General features: G+C 72.7%; 14 protein-coding genes (1 of these 14 only partly in view). 11 read left to right on the top strand and 3 right to left on the bottom strand.

Annotated elements, in window-relative coordinates:
- Nucleotides 1-111 precede the first annotated feature (111 nt).
- Nucleotides 112-3,789, top strand: a complete 3,678-nt coding sequence (locus OG386_RS26545) for a glycosyltransferase family 2 protein (protein WP_328790208.1) — start codon at nt 112-114, stop codon at nt 3,787-3,789.
- On the top strand, nt 3,786-5,267 hold the full coding sequence (locus OG386_RS26550) for a DUF5719 family protein (RefSeq protein ID WP_328790209.1): 1,482 nt from the start codon (nt 3,786-3,788) through the stop codon (nt 5,265-5,267). The genes OG386_RS26545 and OG386_RS26550 overlap by 4 nt, the downstream gene beginning before the upstream one ends.
- 41 nt (nt 5,268-5,308) lie before the next feature.
- Here OG386_RS26550 and OG386_RS26555 read toward each other — a convergent pair whose 3' ends face one another.
- Nucleotides 5,309-5,788, bottom strand: coding sequence for a metallopeptidase family protein (locus OG386_RS26555; protein WP_405787425.1), 480 nt, complete (start codon nt 5,786-5,788; stop codon nt 5,309-5,311).
- A gap of 15 nt (nt 5,789-5,803) precedes the next feature.
- Here OG386_RS26555 and OG386_RS26560 point away from each other — a divergent pair, with 15 nt between their 5' ends.
- From OG386_RS26560 to OG386_RS26585, 6 genes are all read left to right on the top strand, one after another.
- Nucleotides 5,804-6,253, top strand: a complete 450-nt coding sequence (locus OG386_RS26560; protein WP_314253893.1) for a DUF3499 domain-containing protein — start codon at nt 5,804-5,806, stop codon at nt 6,251-6,253.
- A gap of 79 nt (nt 6,254-6,332) precedes the next feature.
- Entirely contained in the window at nt 6,333-7,703 is a 1,371-nt protein-coding gene (locus OG386_RS26565; protein ID WP_328790211.1) for a phosphomannomutase/phosphoglucomutase, read from the top strand.
- Nucleotides 7,704-7,898: 195 nt separating this feature from the next.
- On the top strand, nt 7,899-8,084 hold the full coding sequence (locus OG386_RS26570; protein ID WP_327385137.1) for a Trm112 family protein: 186 nt from the start codon (nt 7,899-7,901) through the stop codon (nt 8,082-8,084).
- An 82-nt stretch (nt 8,085-8,166) separates the two neighbouring features.
- Nucleotides 8,167-9,300, top strand: coding sequence for an SIS domain-containing protein (locus OG386_RS26575; RefSeq protein ID WP_328790212.1), 1,134 nt, complete (start codon nt 8,167-8,169; stop codon nt 9,298-9,300).
- A 37-nt stretch (nt 9,301-9,337) separates the two neighbouring features.
- Nucleotides 9,338-10,495: a mannose-6-phosphate isomerase, class I gene (gene manA, locus OG386_RS26580; RefSeq protein ID WP_328790213.1), complete on the top strand. Its 1,158-nt coding sequence runs from the start codon at nt 9,338-9,340 to the stop codon at nt 10,493-10,495.
- Between the two features lie 72 nt (nt 10,496-10,567).
- Nucleotides 10,568-11,491, top strand: a complete 924-nt coding sequence (locus tag OG386_RS26585) for a cation diffusion facilitator family transporter (protein WP_327385140.1) — start codon at nt 10,568-10,570, stop codon at nt 11,489-11,491.
- Between the two features lie 78 nt (nt 11,492-11,569).
- Here OG386_RS26585 and lepB read toward each other — a convergent pair whose 3' ends face one another.
- On the bottom strand, nt 11,570-12,250 hold the full coding sequence (gene lepB / locus OG386_RS26590) for a signal peptidase I (protein WP_328790214.1): 681 nt from the start codon (nt 12,248-12,250) through the stop codon (nt 11,570-11,572).
- A gap of 380 nt (nt 12,251-12,630) precedes the next feature.
- Between lepB and ahcY the strand changes: the two genes are divergently transcribed.
- A complete protein-coding gene (gene ahcY / locus OG386_RS26595) occupies nt 12,631-14,067 on the top strand; it encodes an adenosylhomocysteinase (protein ID WP_030010948.1) in 1,437 nt (478 codons plus the stop codon).
- Between the two features lie 98 nt (nt 14,068-14,165).
- A complete protein-coding gene (locus tag OG386_RS26600) occupies nt 14,166-14,786 on the top strand; it encodes a hypothetical protein (protein ID WP_328793364.1) in 621 nt (206 codons plus the stop codon).
- 4 nt (nt 14,787-14,790) lie between these two features.
- On the opposite strand, the gene OG386_RS26605 is transcribed toward OG386_RS26600, so the two are convergent.
- Nucleotides 14,791-15,714 (bottom strand): RDD family protein, encoded by a 924-nt coding sequence (locus OG386_RS26605; protein WP_328790215.1) that lies wholly within the window; start codon nt 15,712-15,714, stop codon nt 14,791-14,793.
- A gap of 114 nt (nt 15,715-15,828) precedes the next feature.
- Here OG386_RS26605 and OG386_RS26610 point away from each other — a divergent pair, with 114 nt between their 5' ends.
- On the top strand, nt 15,829-16,194 hold the 5' end (the start) of the coding sequence (locus OG386_RS26610) for a stage II sporulation protein M (RefSeq protein WP_328790216.1). Its footprint extends 642 nt past the window's final position; only the first 366 of its 1,008 coding nucleotides appear in the window; its start codon is at nt 15,829-15,831; its stop codon lies beyond the right edge, outside the window.

The raw sequence follows: 16,194 nt of genomic DNA on the forward strand, positions 1-16,194 counted from the left end.
TTCCCCGCAGGAGGCGGACCGCTGTCGTGGCAGCCGTTAGGGTGGGGCGCTGTCCAGCAGCCTCCGAGGGCACACCACCCCCGGACCCCCGGCCGGAGGGCCCGTACCGCGATGTCCCTGCACAGCCAGTCGACGGCCTCCTACCAGGCCCCAGCCACACCCGAGTTCCCCCGCCACGTCGTCACCGCGGTCCTCGTCGCCCATGACGGCGCCCGCTGGCTGCCCCGGACACTCGCCGGCCTCCTCGGCCAGGAACGCCCCGCGCAGAACCACGTCGCCGCCGACACCGGCAGCTCCGACGACTCCGCGCGGCTGCTCACCGAAGCCCTCGGCGACGACCGCGTCCTGCACCTCGCCCGCCGCACCGGCTTCGGCACCGCGGTCGACGAATCCGCACGCTCCGCGGGCACCCTGACCCCCGAGGACCTCCCGTACCTCAAGCGCCCCAGCGGGTGGGACCCCGTCAGCCGCACCTGGCGCGACGACACGTACGACCTACCCGACCTCCCCCACGGCGAACCCGTCCAGTGGCTCTGGCTCCTGCACGACGACAGCGCCCCCGAACCCGACGCCCTCACCGAACTGCTCCGCGTCGCCGAGGAGAACCCCGACGCCGCGATCATCGGCCCCAAACTGCGCGGCTGGTACGACAAGAAGCAGCTCCTCGAAGCCGGCGTCACCATCGCCCGCAGCGGCCGCCGCTGGACCGGCCTCGACCGCCGGGAACAGGACCAGGGCCAGCACGACCAGGTCCGCCCCGTCCTGTCCGTCTCCACCGCCGGCATGCTGGTCCGCCGCGACGTCTACGACGAGCTCGGCGGTTTCGACCGGCGGCTGCCCCTGATGCGCGACGACGTCGACCTGTGCTGGCGCGCCCAGAGCGCCGGCCACACCGTCCTCGTCGCCCCCGACGCCGTCCTGCGGCACGCCGAGGCCGCCGCCCGCGAACGCCGCACCGTCGACTGCGCCGGACGCACCACGGCCGGCCCGCACCGCGTCGACAAGGCCGGAGCCGTCTACACGATCCTCGCCAACAGCTCCGGCCGCGCCCTGCCGTACGTCCTGCTGCGCGTCCTGTTCGGCACCGTCCTGCGCACCCTCGCCTACCTCATCGGCAAGGCCCCCGGCCAGGCCGTCGACGAACTGACCGGCCTCCTCGCCACCCTGCTCCGCCCCGGCCGGCTCCTCGCCGCCCGCAAGGCCCGCCGCCGCCCCGCCGTCCCCGCCGCCGAACTGCGCCCGCTCTTCCCCCCGCCGGGAGCCTCCCTCCGGGCCAACGCGGAACAGCTCGCCGGCTACTTCGGGGGCGACCGCGACACCGCCACCACCCCCGCGGGCCGCCACGGCGGGGGCAGCGTCCTCGACGCCCCCCGCGAGGACGGCGACTACCTGCTGGAGACCGAGCGCTTCGCCCGCCTCAAGCGGCTCGCCCGCAACCCCGCGCCCCTCCTCCTCGCCCTCCTGGCCGTCGTCTCCCTCGCCGCGTGCCGCGCCCTGATCGGCGGCGACTCCCTCATGGGCGGCGCCCTGCTGCCCGCCCCCGGCAGCGGCTCCGACCTCTGGGGCGCCTACACCGACGGCTGGCACGCCGTCGGCACCGGCTCCACCGCCGCCGCGCCGCCCTACCTGGCCGTCCTCGGCACCCTCGCCACCCTGCTGTTCGGATCCACCCAGGCCGCCCTGACCCTGCTGCTCGTCGGATCCGTCCCGCTCGCCGGCCTCACCGCCTACTTCGCCTCCCGGCCGCTCGTCGAATCCCGGCTGCTGCGCGCCTGGGCGGCCATCGCCTACGCCTTCCTCCCGGCCGTGACCGGAGCCCTCGCCGGCGGCCGCCTCGGCACCACCGTCCTCGCCGTCCTGCTCCCCCTCCTCGCCCGCGCCGCCGTCTCCGCCTTCGACCTCGCCGACGGTGCGGAAGCCACCGACCGGCGGGGCGGCCGGCGCGCGGTGTGGACGTACACGCTGCTGCTCACCATCACCACCGCGTTCACCCCCGTCGTATGGCCGCTGGCCGCCGCCCTCGGGACCGCCGCGCTGGTGCTGCGCCGCGCGCACTGGAAGGCGTACGGCCTGCGACTGCTCGCCACCCTCGTCGTCCCGCTCGTCGTGCTCGCCCCCTGGTCACTGGGCCTGTTCACCCACCCCGGCCGCCTCCTGCAGGAGGCCGGACTGCCCTACGGAGCCGGCTCCGCCGACGCCCTCGGCCTGCTCGCCATCAGCCCCGGCGGCCCCGGCACCGGCGCCGGACCGGTGCTCGTCGGCATCGTCCTCGCCGCCCTGGCCGCCCTGCTGCGCACCGACCGCGCCTTCGCCGTCCGCACCGCCTGGGCCGCGGCCCTGGCCGGACTGCTCCTCGCCGTCGTCCTCAACCGCACCGCCTGGGCCGGACCCGCCACCCTCGTCTACGGGCTCGCCCTGCTCACGGCCGCCGCGCTCGGCGCCGACGGAGCCAGGGAACGCGTCGCCGCCCGCAGCTTCGGCTGGCGCCAGCCGCTGGCAGCCCTCATCGCCCTGGCCGCCGCCGCAGGACCCATGGTCGCCGCCGCCACCTGGATGTTCGCCGGCGCCGACGGCCCGCTGCAGCGCCGCGACCCCGTACAGGTCCCGGCCTTCGTCGCGGACGCGGGCGGCGACGACAACCAGACCCGCACCCTGATCCTCGACCTCGACCCGCCCACCACCGTCTCCTACAGCCTCGTCCGCGGCTCCGGAGGCCGCATCGGCGACGCGGAGGTCACCGCCCGCACCGGCGCCGACGCCCGACTCGACAAGGTCGTCTCCAACCTCGTCGCCGGCTCCGGCGCCGACCAGTCGAGCCAGCTCAGCGCCTACGCCATCCGCTTCGTGATGTTCCGCCCCGGCGGCCCCGAGGAGATCCGCCGCGTCCTCGACGCCACCCCGGGCCTCAGCCGTCGCCACCAGCAGGACGGCACCGCCCTGTGGGGCGTCGAACCCTGGCTGCCGCGCGCGGTCATCGTCTCCGGCAAGCAGGGCGAGGCCCCGATCCCGGTCGCCGCCGGCCCCGTCGAGGTCCACAGCAAGATCCCCGCCGGTGACGCGGGCCGCGTCCTGCGCATCGCCGACCGGGCCGACGAAGGCTGGCGGGCCACCCTCGACGGCAAGCCCCTCAAGTCCAAGACCCTCGACGGCTGGGCGCAGGGCTTCGAACTGCCCGCCGACAGCGGCCGCCTCGACCTCGTCCACGAGGACTCCCTGCTGCGGACCGCCTGGTACTGGGCCCAGGGCCTCCTCGCCCTGGTCCTGCTGGTGATGGCCCTGCCCGGCCGCCGCGTTGAGCTCGACGACGACCTGCCGGAGGAGGAGGCCGCGCTCCCGGACCGGCCCGGCCCGGGCGAGGCCGGCGAGGGCCGCCGGGCCCGCCGGCTGCGCGCCGAAGCCGAACCGGCCCCCGTACCGGTGGAGACCGCGGCGGTCGCCGACCCGTACGCGCAGATCCCGGCCCAGCCGGCGTACGGCGACGACGACGGCTACGCGTACCAGGCGTACGGCGACCAGGGCGGCTACGCGTACGAGCCGCAGCAACAGGCCCCGTACGACCAGTACCCGCAGTACGACCAGCAGGGCGGCCGGAGCGGGCAGGGCGGCCACGGGGGGCAGGGCGGTCAGGCCTACGAGGACCCGTACCCGCAGCAGCCCCAGCACCCGCCGGTCCAGGACCCGGACCAGCAGCAGTACACCTACCCGTACGAGCCGTACCAGCAGCCGTACGACCCCCCATACCCCCACGCACCGCACGACCCGCGTCCGGACGGGAGCCCCCAGCAGTGAAGCAGCGCGCACCCCTGACGCTGGCGGCGGTGACCGCGGCCCTGGCCGCACTCACCGGCGTCGCCGCCCTGACCGCACCCGCCGCCGACGGGAAGGCCACCGACGGCGGGGCGGCCGCCGCCCGGATGCCGGTGGAGCGGTCCCTGCTGGTGTGCCCGGGGCCCAGCTCCTCGGACATCGCCGAGACCACGTACACGTCCTTCACCCCCGGCGCGGCCGCCGGCGAGGGCAAGGGCTCGGCCCGGCTGCTCGGCGCGACCAAGGACGCCAAGCCGGTGCTGGAACCCAAGGAGGCGGGCAAGCCCCTCGGGGCCACCGCCAGCGGCGCCGACGCACCCGCCCTCACCGGCAGCGCCGACGGGGTCCTCGCCCCCGGCTGGACCGCGCAGCTGACCACCAAGGTCTCGGTCGGCCGGACCCGCGGCGTGCTCGGCGTCGGCTGCACCGCACCCGGCACCGACTTCTGGTTCCCCGCGGTGAGCACGGCCAAGGGGCGCGAGGACTACGTCCACCTCACCAACCCCGACGACGCCGCGGCCATCGTCGACATCAAGATCTTCGGCCCGGACGGTCCGGCCAAGCCCGACGCGGGCACCAGCGAGAGCATCCGGGTCGACCCCAAGTCCACCAAGACCGTCCTGCTGTCCACCCTGGTCCCCGGAGCCCAGCTCGCGGACGCCACCGCCCACGTGACCACGCGCGCCGGCCGGGTGGGCGCATCGGTGCAGGTCGGGGAGGAGGGGGTGGGCGCCGATTGGCTGCCGGCCTCCGTCGACCCGGCCGGCTCGCTCGTACTGCCGGGCATCCCGGCGGACGCCGCCTCCGTGAAGCTGGTCGTCTTCGTACCGGGCGAGGAGGACGCGGACCTGAAGGTGCGCCTGGCCGCACCCGGCGGCTCCATCAGCCCGGCGGGCAGCGAGCAGCTGCACGTCAAGGCCGGTATGACGGCGGCCGCGGACCTCAAGGACGTGACCCGCGGCGAGGCCGGCTCGCTACTGCTGACCCCGTCCGACCCCAAGAAGTCCGCCCCGGTCGTCGCGGCACTACGGGTCGTCCGCGGCAGCGGCGCCAAACAGGAGATCGGCTTCATCCCCGCCACCGGACCGGTCGGAGCACGGGCGACCGTGGCCGACAACCGGCCCGAGGAGAACACGACCGTGCTGTCCCTGACCGCTCCGGGAGCCGACGCGAAGGTGAAGGTCACCGCCTCGCCGGGCACCGGTGGCGGCGAGGCGGCCTCCAAGGACGTCGACGTCAAGGCGGGCACCACGCAGACGCTCGTCCTGGCTCCGGCGGGCGGCAAGGGCTCCTACGCCCTCACCGTGGAGACCGTCTCGGGCGGCCCGGTCCACGCGTCCCGCACCCTGTCCCTCCCGCACGAGGGCATCGCGATGTTCACCGTCCAAGGGCTCTCGGACGACCACTCCACGGTCTCGGTCCCCAAGGCCGCCCAGGACCTCTCCGTCCTGACCAGATGACGACCGGATGACGCAGCGCCCCCGGTACGCGACCGCCCGGCTCAGTCCTGGCCGTACCGGGGGTCCACCGTCTCCGGCGAGAGCCCCAGCAGCTCCGCCACCTGCTCCACCACGATCTCGTGGACCAGCATCGCCTTCTCGTCCCGCGTCTTGGTGCGGATCTCCACCGGCCGCCGGAAGACCACGATCCGGGCGGGCCGCCCCTCGCGCGCCTCCGACACCGCGCCCAGCGGCACCGCCTCGTCGTTCCAGCCGCCGTCCGGACCGCCCGGCGGCCCGGGCACGTCACCGATCAGGAACTCCACCTCGGCCAGCTGCGGCCAGCGCCGCTCCAGCCGCTCCACGGAATCCCGTACGAGGTCCCCGAACAGCTCCGACCGGCTCGCCGCCAGCGGCACCTGAGGAGGGGCCACCGGACCGCGCATCCCGCGCCCGTGCCGGTCCCGCCGACGCGGGCGAGGCTCGGTTCTGGCCCCCGCTGGAGGGTCGGCGGGGCAGGGCGGAAGAGGGGTGTCGGTCACCCCCGCAGGGTAGCCCTGAGCACGACACGGGGGAGTGAGCGGCGGTGGAGTCGTCGCGGCCCGGTCAAGAGTGCGGTACCGTCCAACGTCGTGAGCCTTGTACGTCGCTGTTCGCGCACCGCGTGCGGCCGCCCTGCCGTCGCGACACTGACGTACGTCTACGCCGATTCGACCGCAGTTCTCGGCCCGCTCGCCACCTACGCCGAACCCCACTGCTACGACCTGTGCGCCGAGCACTCGGAGCGCCTGACCGCCCCACGGGGCTGGGACGTCGTGCGCCTGTCCGACGGCTCCGGGCCGTCCCGCCCCAGCGGCGACGACCTCGAAGCCCTCGCCAACGCCGTGCGCGAAGCCGCCCGGCCGCCGGGACGCACGGCCGAGGCCGGCGGCCCCGGCCAGGGCGGCCCGTCCACCGGCGAGACCCGTCGTGGACACCTGCGCGTCCTGAGATCGCCCGATTCCTGACGCTCCGGCGGTCTGAAGAGCTGCTGCTGGTTCAGGGTAGGTTTTGCTGAACCGCACAGGACCTTCAGGAGGGCAGGCAGTGGCCGCAGATCTTTCGAACATCGTCAAGGCGTATGACGTGCGTGGCGTCGTGCCGGACGAGTGGGACGAGTCCCTGGCCGAGCTGTTCGGTGCCGCGTTCGTCGAGGTCGTGGGCGCTGGGGCGATCGTGATCGGTCATGACATGCGTCCGTCGTCGCCGGGTTTGTCGGCCGCGTTCGCGCGGGGTGCGGCGGCGCGGGGTGTGGACGTCACGCTGATCGGTCTGTGTTCGACGGACCAGCTGTACTACGCGTCGGGTTCGCTGGACCTGCCGGGTGCGATGTTCACGGCCTCCCACAATCCGGCGCAGTACAACGGCATCAAGCTCTGTCGTGCGGGTGCGGCTCCGGTGGGTCAGGACACGGGTTTGTCGCAGATCCGTGAGCTGGTGGAGAAGTGGTCGGACGAGGGTGCTCCCGTGATCCCCGAAGGCACCGTCCCCGGAACGGTCACGGAGCAGGACACGCTCATCGGTTACGCCGCCCATCTCAAGGGTTTGGTGGACCTGTCGTCGATCCGTCCGTTGAAGGTGGTCGTGGACGCGGGCAACGGGATGGGTGGCCACACGGTTCCGACGGTGTTCGAGGGTCTGCCGTTGGACGTGGTGCCGATGTACTTCGAGTTGGACGGGACGTTCCCGAACCACGAGGCGAACCCGCTGGATCCGAAGAACATCGTGGACTTGCAGGCGCGGGTGTTGGCGGAGGGTGCGGATCTGGGTATCGCGTTCGACGGTGACGCGGACCGTTGCTTCATCGTGGACGAGCAGGGCATTGGTGTGTCGCCGTCGGCGATCACTGCGTTGGTCGCGGCGCGCGAGCTGGCCCGCAACGGTGGCGCCGGCACCGTGATCCACAACCTGATCACCTCTTGGTCGGTTCCCGAGGTCGTTCGCGAGAACGGCGGGACGCCGGTCCGCACTCGTGTCGGTCACTCCTTCATCAAGGAGGAGATGGCGAAGACGGGTGCGATCTTCGGTGGTGAGCACTCGGCGCACTACTACTTCAAGGACTTCTGGAACGCGGACACGGGCATGTTGGCTGCGTTGCACGTGTTGGCGGCGTTGGGTGGTCAGGACGGTCCGTTGTCGGCGTTGGTGGCCTCCTACGACCGTTACGCGGGCTCGGGGGAGATCAATTCCACGGTTGCGGACCAGGCGGCCCGTCTGGCGGCGGTGAAGGCGACCTACGGCGACACCGAGGGCGTCACGTTGGACGAGCTGGACGGTCTGACGGTGACCGCCCAGGACTGGTGGTTCAACGTGCGTGCCTCGAACACCGAGCCGTTGCTGCGGTTGAACGTCGAGGCCCGTGACGAGGCCACGCTGGCCAAGGTCCGCGACGAGGCCCTGGCCCTCATCCGCGCCTGACCCGCCGTTTCAGGCCGGGCTCCGCCCGACCCAGCCCCGCCGGCGTTTGAGCAGGGGGCACCTCCCAGCGGTAGCTGGGGGAGGGTCCGGGCGGAGCCCGGGACCCGCCCGACCCCCGCCCCATGACACCGCACCGCCACGAACTCGGCGGTACGCTGACCTCGCCCCACCCACATGCCCGAAGGGAAACGCCCCATGCCGCTCGAAGCCGGCCTCCTGCAGATCCTGGCCTGCCCCGCCTGCCACTCGCCCCTCGAGGACAAGTCGGCCGACGAGACGACCCCCGAGCTGATCTGCACCGGCCAGGACTGCGGCCTCGCGTACCCGGTCCGCGACGGCATTCCCGTGCTCCTCGTGGACGAGGCCCGCCGCCCCGCCTGACCCCTGCAGCGCCGCACAGGCACACGCAGACGCTGAGACCGATTCCGCCACCCTGGATCCGTCAACACCGCCGGAGGCCGCCATGCTCGACGAGTCGCTCCTCGACGCACCGGACGATCTCGCCCGCGTCGACCGCCGGGGCCTGCTCCGCGGTGCGGCCGAGGCCGGAGCCAGAGTCCGTACCGCCGCCCGGCACGCGACCGAGGCCGGCCTCGCCGAGCTGCGCCCCGACGGCCGTCCGCGCTCCGTCCTGATCGCCGGGCCCGGCACCGCCGCCACCGGCGTCGCCGACCTGCTCGGCGCGCTCGCCGGAGCCTCCGCGCCCGTCATCCGGCTGGATCCCACCGGTGTCGCCCACGCGGCCGGCGCCCTGCGCTGGGCCCTGCCCGGCTGGGCCGGACCCGTCGACCTGCTGCTCCTCGCCACCACCGACGGCACCGAGCCCGGGCTCGCCGTCCTCGCCGAGCAGGCGTACCGGCGCGGCTGCACCGTCGTCGCCGTCGCCCCCGAGCGCTCACCGCTGAGCGAGGCGGTGGACGGCGCGCACGGGCTCCTCGTACCGATGGCCAAGGCCCCGTACCAGGAGTACGACGAGTCCGCCGCGGCCGGACCCGGCGCCCTGTGGGCCCTGCTGACGCCGCTGCTGCTGCTCCTGGACAAGGTCGGCCTGATCACCGCCGCCCCCGACACCCTGCAGCTCGTCGCCGACCGGCTCGACCGCACGGCCGAGCGCTGCGGGCCCGCCATCGCCACCTACTCCAACCCGGCCAAGACCCTCGCCGCCGAACTGGCCGACTCCCTCCCGCTCATCTGGAGCGAGGGAACCGGCGCCGCTCCCGCGGGCCGCCGGTTCGCCGCCACCCTCGCCGAGCTCGCCGGCCGCCCGGCACTGGCCGCCGTGCTTCCCGAGGCCCTGCCCGCCCACGGCGTCCTGCTCGCCGGATCCTTCGCCGCCGGCGCCGACCCCGACGACTTCTTCCGTGACCGGGTCGAAGAGCCCCAGGCCCTTCGCGCCCGCATCGTCCTGCTGCGTGACCGGCCGGCCGGTGGCCTCACCGCCGCCCCCGCCGCACGCGAGCTCGCCCTCAGCCACGACACGGCGATCAGCGAGCTCGAACCGGAGGAGGGCGTCGAACTGGAGCAGCTCGCCGAACTCCTCGCCGTCACGGATTTCGCCACCGCCTACCTGGCGTTGGCTTCCGGGGGACACAGCTGAGGCACTGAAGTACCCAGCTCTATCCAGGAAGACGACGATGGACCGCCTGACGAACACGATCCGCCCCTACGCCTGGGGATCCACCACGGCCCTCCCCGCGCTCCTCGGTGTCGAACCCACCGGTGAGCCCCAGGCCGAGATGTGGATGGGAGCCCACCCGGGCGCCCCCTCCCGCATCGACCGGGGAGCGGGCGAGCGGGCGCTCTCGGACGTCATCGCCGCCGACCCCGAAGGCGAGCTGGGCGCCGCCACCGTCGCCAAGTTCGGCCCCCGGCTGCCCTTCCTGTTCAAGATCCTCGCCGCCGGCGCCCCGCTCTCCCTCCAGGTCCACCCCGACCTGCTCCAGGCCCGGGAGGGCTTCGAGGACGAGGAGCGCCGCGGGGTCCCGATCGACGCGGACCACCGCAACTACAAGGACCCCAACCACAAGCCCGAAATGATCTGCGCGCTCACCGCCTTTGACGGGCTGTGCGGCTTCCGTCCGCCGCTGGAGGCCGCGGAACTCCTCGAGGGCCTGGACGTGGACAGCCTCAAGCCGTACGCGGACCTGCTGCGCGCGCACCCCGAAGAGGCCGCCCTGCGCGAGATGCTGACGGCCGTACTGATCGCGGACCGCGCCGAGATGGCCCACACCGTGCACGAGGTCGCCGCCGCCGTCACCCGGCTCGGTGGCCGCTACACCCCGTACGTCACGCTGGTCCACCACTTCCCGGGCGACCCGGGAGTCATCGCGGCGATGCTGCTCAACCACGTCCGACTCCAGCCCGGCGAGGCGATGTTCCTGGGCGCCGGCGTTCCGCACGCCTACATCGACGGTCTCGGCGTCGAGTTGCTGGCCAACTCGGACAACGTGCTGCGTGCCGGGCTCACCCCCAAGCACGTGGACGTGCCCGAGCTGCTGAAGATCGCGAAGTTCGAGCCGGGCGACCCGAACCTGCTGCGCCCCGAGGGCGACGGCGAGGAGGTCTACGAGACCCCCATCGACGAGTTCCGGCTCTCCCGCTTCCTCCTCGCACCCGGCGGCGCCTCCCGCGTCCTCCCGCACGACACCCCGCAGATCCTGCTCTGTACGGCCGGCTCCCCGCGGGCCGGCGAACTGGCCCTGGCCCCGGGCGAGTCGGTCTTCGTACCGGCGGGCGAAAAGGTCGAACTGTCAGGAAGCGGGACGATCTTCCGTGCCACCGTGGTGGTCTGACATCGGGTCCCTCCCACCGGCTGCAACAATGTGCGGCCGGTAGTCAGTGGCTAGGAAGGACACCCTGCACCCATGAGCGCGTCGGGCGGTACCAAGGCGATCGTGGCGGCACTCGCCGCCAACCTCGCCATCGCTGTAGCCAAATTCGTGGCGTTCGTCTTCAGCGGCTCCTCGTCGATGCTCGCGGAAAGCGTCCACTCGCTGGCCGACTCGGGCAACCAGGGGCTGCTGCTCCTCGGCGGCAAGAAGGCACAGCGCGAGGCGACGCCGCAGCACCCCTTCGGTTACGGGCGCGAGCGCTACATCTACGCCTTCCTCGTCTCCATCGTGCTCTTCACCGTCGGTGGCATGTTCGCCATCTACGAGGGCTACGAGAAGATCCACGACCCGCACGAGATCACGCACTGGTACTGGCCCGTCGGCGTCCTCGTCTTCGCGATCATTGCGGAGTCCTTCTCCTTCCGCACCGCGATCAAGGAGTCGAACGAGATCCGGGGCAAGCAGACCTGGACCCAGTTCATCCGGCGGGCCAAGGCCCCCGAGCTGCCCGTCGTCCTCCTGGAGGACTTCGGTGCGCTCGTCGGCCTGGTACTGGCCCTCGGCGGCGTCGGCCTCGCCCTGCTGACCGGCAACGGGGTCTGGGACGGCATCGGCACCCTGTGCATCGGCATCCTGCTCATCGTCATCGCGATCGTCCTGGCCGCGGAGACCAAGTCCCTGCTGCTCGGTGAGGCCGCCGGGGTCGAGGAAGTCGAGAAGATCAAGGCCGCGGTGGTCGACGGGGACGTCGTCACCCGCGTGATCCACATGCGCACCCTGCACCTGGGCCCGGAGGAGCTGCTGGTCGCCGCCAAGATCGCGGTCGAGGGCAACGACACCGCGACCGAGGTGGCCGACGCGATCAACGCCGCCGAGGCCCGCATCCGCGAGGCGGTCCCGATCGCCCGGGTGATCTACCTGGAGCCGGACATCTACCGGCCCGAAGCCGCCGAGTAGCCGAGCGGACAAGAGCCGTGAACGCCCGAAGGCCCCCGCGAGCAGCAGCCCGCGGGGGCCTTCGGTTTCCGTCGTCGCCTACGGCTCGTCGACGTGCACGGCGCCCCAGACGGGCGCCGCCGGTACCGGCGGCTTCTTCCGCCGCGCCACCAGCGCGGCGATGCCCAGCCCGATCCCCACGGGCAGGGCCAACGTTCCGACGGTCGACACCAGGCCGAGGACCCCCATGAGTACGTTGTCCTCGGCGGTCCGGACCCCGGTCACGGCCGACACCGGCAGCGTGCCCTGCTGGAGCTCCGCGAAGTAGCGGGAGTCCTCGGAGTTGCCGCGGTTGTCTCCCAGGATGAAGACCCGGCCCTGTGGCACCGAGACGGCGAAGGCAAGATCCGGAGCCCCGGGCGCGGCGTCCAGTACGTAGGGCTCGTCGAGCGGCTGCCCGTTCAGGGTCAGGGTGCTCTCCCCCTTCACGTAGGCGATGTGGTCGCCCCCCACCGCCACCACGCGCCCGAGGTTCGGCCCCGGCCGGTCCCACCCGACGGGGTCGTAGGTGACGATGTCGCCGCGGTGCACCTCGGACGGATCCCTCTTCACCATGACCAGCTCCCCGTGGGGCAGCGTGGGCAGCATGGCGGCGCCGTCATAGCTGTGGACCTTGAACTGACTCACCATGAGCGCGAACGCGATGCCGTTCAGCGCGACACCCAGGATCAGAAGGGTGATCGCCCATATGCCCCGTTTGCGCCCAGGTCTGTTCTTCATGACTCCGAAACCCCTCCCACCAGTGCGAACGGCCGGAAGACTACGGTCTGGCCGAAACCGCACGGCGACTGGGTCCCGGCCACCGGATCACGCCCGGTACCCCCAGGTCGACGCCCCGTCAGGCGCGGCCCGCAACCGCTCCCGGGGCCGGTGCCCGCGGATCGGCACCCGGCTTCTTCCTCGTCCGACTGGGGCTCGCTGCGCCGACCGGTGTAGATTCGTGCCCAGTGTCAGGCGTCGCTGCTGATGGCGGGTCGGGCGGTCCCTGCGACCGGCCGAGGGGAGAGAGGACCCCCGACGGACTGTGCTCGGTGTCCCGTCCCCAGGACGGCGCACGGCCCAGCCGTACCCACCCTCTCGAACCATGAGGAGCAGCACCCATGGACTTCAAGGTCGCAGACCTCTCCCTTGCCGCGTTCGGCCGCAAGGAGATCACCCTGGCCGAGCACGAGATGCCGGGTCTGATGTCGATCCGCGCCGAGTACGCGCAGGCGCAGCCCCTGGCCGGCGCCCGCATCACCGGCTCGCTGCACATGACCGTGCAGACCGCCGTGCTCATCGAGACCCTCGTCGCCCTCGGCGCCGACGTCCGCTGGGCCTCCTGCAACATCTTCTCCACCCAGGACCACGCGGCCGCCGCCATCGCGGTGGGCCCGAACGGCACCCCGGAGAACCCGCAGGGCGTCCCCGTCTTCGCCTGGAAGGGCGAGACGCTGGAGGAGTACTGGTGGTGCACGGAGCAGGCGCTGACCTGGCCGAACACCCCCACCGGCGGCCCGAACATGATCCTCGACGACGGTGGTGACGCCACCCTCCTCGTCCACAAGGGCGTCGAGTTCGAGAAGGCCGGCTCGGCCCCGGACCCGTCGACGGCGGACTCCGAGGAGTACGCCCACATCCTCACCCTGCTCAACCGGACCCTCGGCGAGTCCCCCCAGAAGTGGACCCAGCTCGCGTCCGAGATCCGCGGCGTGACGGAGGAGACCACCACCGGTGTCCACCGCCTCTACGAGATGATGTCCGAGGGCACCCTGCTGTTCCCGGCGATCAACGTGAACGACGCCGTCACCAAGTCGAAGTTCGACAACAAGTACGGCTGCCGGCACTCCCTGATCGACGGCATCAACCGCGCCACCGACGTCCTCATCGGCGGCAAGGTCGCGGTCGTCTTCGGCTACGGCGACGTCGGCAAGGGCTGCGCCGAGTCCCTCCGCGGCCAGGGCGCCCGCGTCATCGTCACCGAGATCGACCCGATCTGCGCGCTGCAGGCGGCGATGGACGGATACCAGGTCGCCACCCTCGACGACGTCGTCGAGACGGCCGACATCTTCATCACGACCACGGGCAACAAGGACATCATCATGGCCTCCGACATGGCCAAGATGAAGCACCAGGCCATCGTGGGCAACATCGGCCACTTCGACAACGAGATCGACATGGCCGGCCTCGCGAAGGTCGACGGCATCGTCAAGGACGAGGTCAAGCCCCAGGTCCACACCTGGAAGTTCCCCGACGGCAAGGTCCTGATCGTCCTCTCCGAGGGCCGCCTGCTGAACCTCGGCAACGCGACCGGCCACCCGTCCTTCGTGATGTCGAACTCCTTCGCGGACCAGACCCTGGCCCAGATCGAGCTCTTCACCAAGCCGGAGGAGTACCCGACCGAGGTCTACGTGCTCCCGAAGCACCTCGACGAGAAGGTCGCCCGCCTCCACCTCGACGCCCTCGGCGTCCGCCTCACCACCCTGCGCCCGGAGCAGGCCGCGTACATCGGCGTCAAGGTCGAGGGCCCGTACAAGCCGGACCACTACCGCTACTGATCACCGACTGATCAACCGCGGACGTACCTGAAGCAGGCCCCCGGCACCCGTGCCGGGGGCCTGCCCCTTGTCCCTCGACCCCGAGAAGAGTGCGCACCATGCCCCGCGGCCGCTACTCGCTCCACGACCCGCACGACCACACCCCGCTCGGCGAGGAGCACTTCCACTGCGCGCCCGGGCCCTCCGGCTGGCGCTACGTCTCCCAGCTCACCGGCCCTGACGGGGACCACCGCGGTTCCGTCGACCTGGCGATCGACGAACTGGGCCGCCCCATCCGCATGGAGGTCAACGCCGCGAGCTGGCAGGTGCGCGGCGCCGCCATCGACGGCGTCACCTGGGTCCGTACCGACCCCACCGGCACCGAGGCCACCGAGGGCAACATCGCCGCCCCCGGCTTCACCGGCACCTCCCCGGCCTTCCTCGTCGCCACGGCCCGCCTGCTGCGCCTGACCCCCGGCGCCCCCGCCACCCGCGTCCGGCTCCTGGCCCTCACCGATCCGGTCCTGGCACCCCGTACGGTCGACCAGGCCTGGGCCCTCGTCGCCCGCCAGGAACACCCCACGGACAGCGGCCCGCTGCTGGTGGACGAGTACCGGGTCAGCGCCCTGGACACGGGCGAGGTCCACACGATCCACATCGCCGGGGACGTGGTGCTCTCGGCCCCCGGCATCGAACTCGAACACCTGGAGACACCGCCCTCGGCCTTCGAGGAACAGTGACCCCTCAGGCGGGCGGCGCGAACCCGCCGGCGCGCGGAGCCTCTACGGGTGCTGCGGGTGCCACGGGCGTCACCGGTGCCGCGGGCGCGGGAGCCGCGTAGGGGGTCGGAGCCATGACGGGTACCGGCCCCGGTGCCGGCGCGGGCCCGGGTGCGTGCCCGGAGCCAGGACCGGCGGCGGACGGCCGGAACGCCCGGGCGGCGTCCCGCGACTGCCGCTCGTGCACCACAGCCATCAGGAAGGCGGCAGCCGGCACCCCGGCCGGCGGCGGCGCCCCCGTACGCGCCACCAGATCGTCCGCGAGCCGCACCGCCATCGCGGCGCCCACCTGCGGATCCAGCTGGTTCATCCGCGTCAGGTACTGGCGTATCGCCAGCCACAGCCCGTCCGGCACCGCCGACAGGTCCAGCCCGGTGAACCGCCCGGCCAGCCACGGCGGCGGCGGAGGCACCGGCATCACCTGGGTCCCGGGCACCCGCTCCCGAACCACCAGCGTCCCCGCGAACACGTCCCCGAGCCGGCGCCCCCGGGCCGACACCAGCGAGGCGATGCACGCGATCGACCCGAAGGTCAGGATCAGCTCCACGACCCCCATGGCCCCGCGCACCAGAGCGTGCCGGAACCGGATCGGCCCGCCGTCGTCCCGTACGACCCGCAGCCCGCAGGCGAGCTTGCCGAGCGAACGCCCGTGGGACAGCGTCTCCACCGCGATGGGCACGCCCACCAGGAACAGCAGGAAGGACGCCACCGCGACGGCCGCCTGGGCGGCATCGTCCAACGAGGCGGTGGCCATGGCCAGCCCGACGGAGATGAACACGTACCCGGTGACGTAGACGGCCAGGTCCAGGAGGATCGCCAGCCCGCGGCTCGGTAGCCGTGCGGGCCTGAGCCCCAGGACGACCGCGTCCCCCGTCACCAGATCGCTCACCACAGCACCTCTCATGTGACCTGCCCCCGCCCCTACGGCCTCCAGTCTGCCAAGCTGACCACACTAGGAATAGGCAGTGGCCAGGGGACCTGGGACAGGGGAGCGGCAAACCGGATGGATCTCGACGTCTTCGTGACCGCACACCGCGCGGAGTGGGAACGCCTGGAGCAGCTCCTGGGCCGGGGCCGCAAGCTCACCGGCGACGAGGCAGACGAACTCGTCGCGCTCTACCAACGCACCTCCACCCACCTCTCCCAGATCCAGTCCAGCGCCCCGGACCCGATGCTCACGAGCCGGCTGACCCAGCTGGTCGCCCGCGCCCGGGCCACGGTGACGGGCACCCGCCGGGCGGGCTGGCGCGACGCCGCCCTCTTCTTCACGGCGGGCTTCCCGGCCGCGGTCTACCGCAGTCGCCGCTGGTGGATACCGACGGCCCTGCTCTCCACGGCGCTCGGCGTGCTCATCGGCTGGTGGATAGCC

It is taken from the genome of Streptomyces sp. NBC_00273 (assembly GCF_036178145.1).
Lineage (GTDB): Bacteria > Actinomycetota > Actinomycetes > Streptomycetales > Streptomycetaceae > Streptomyces.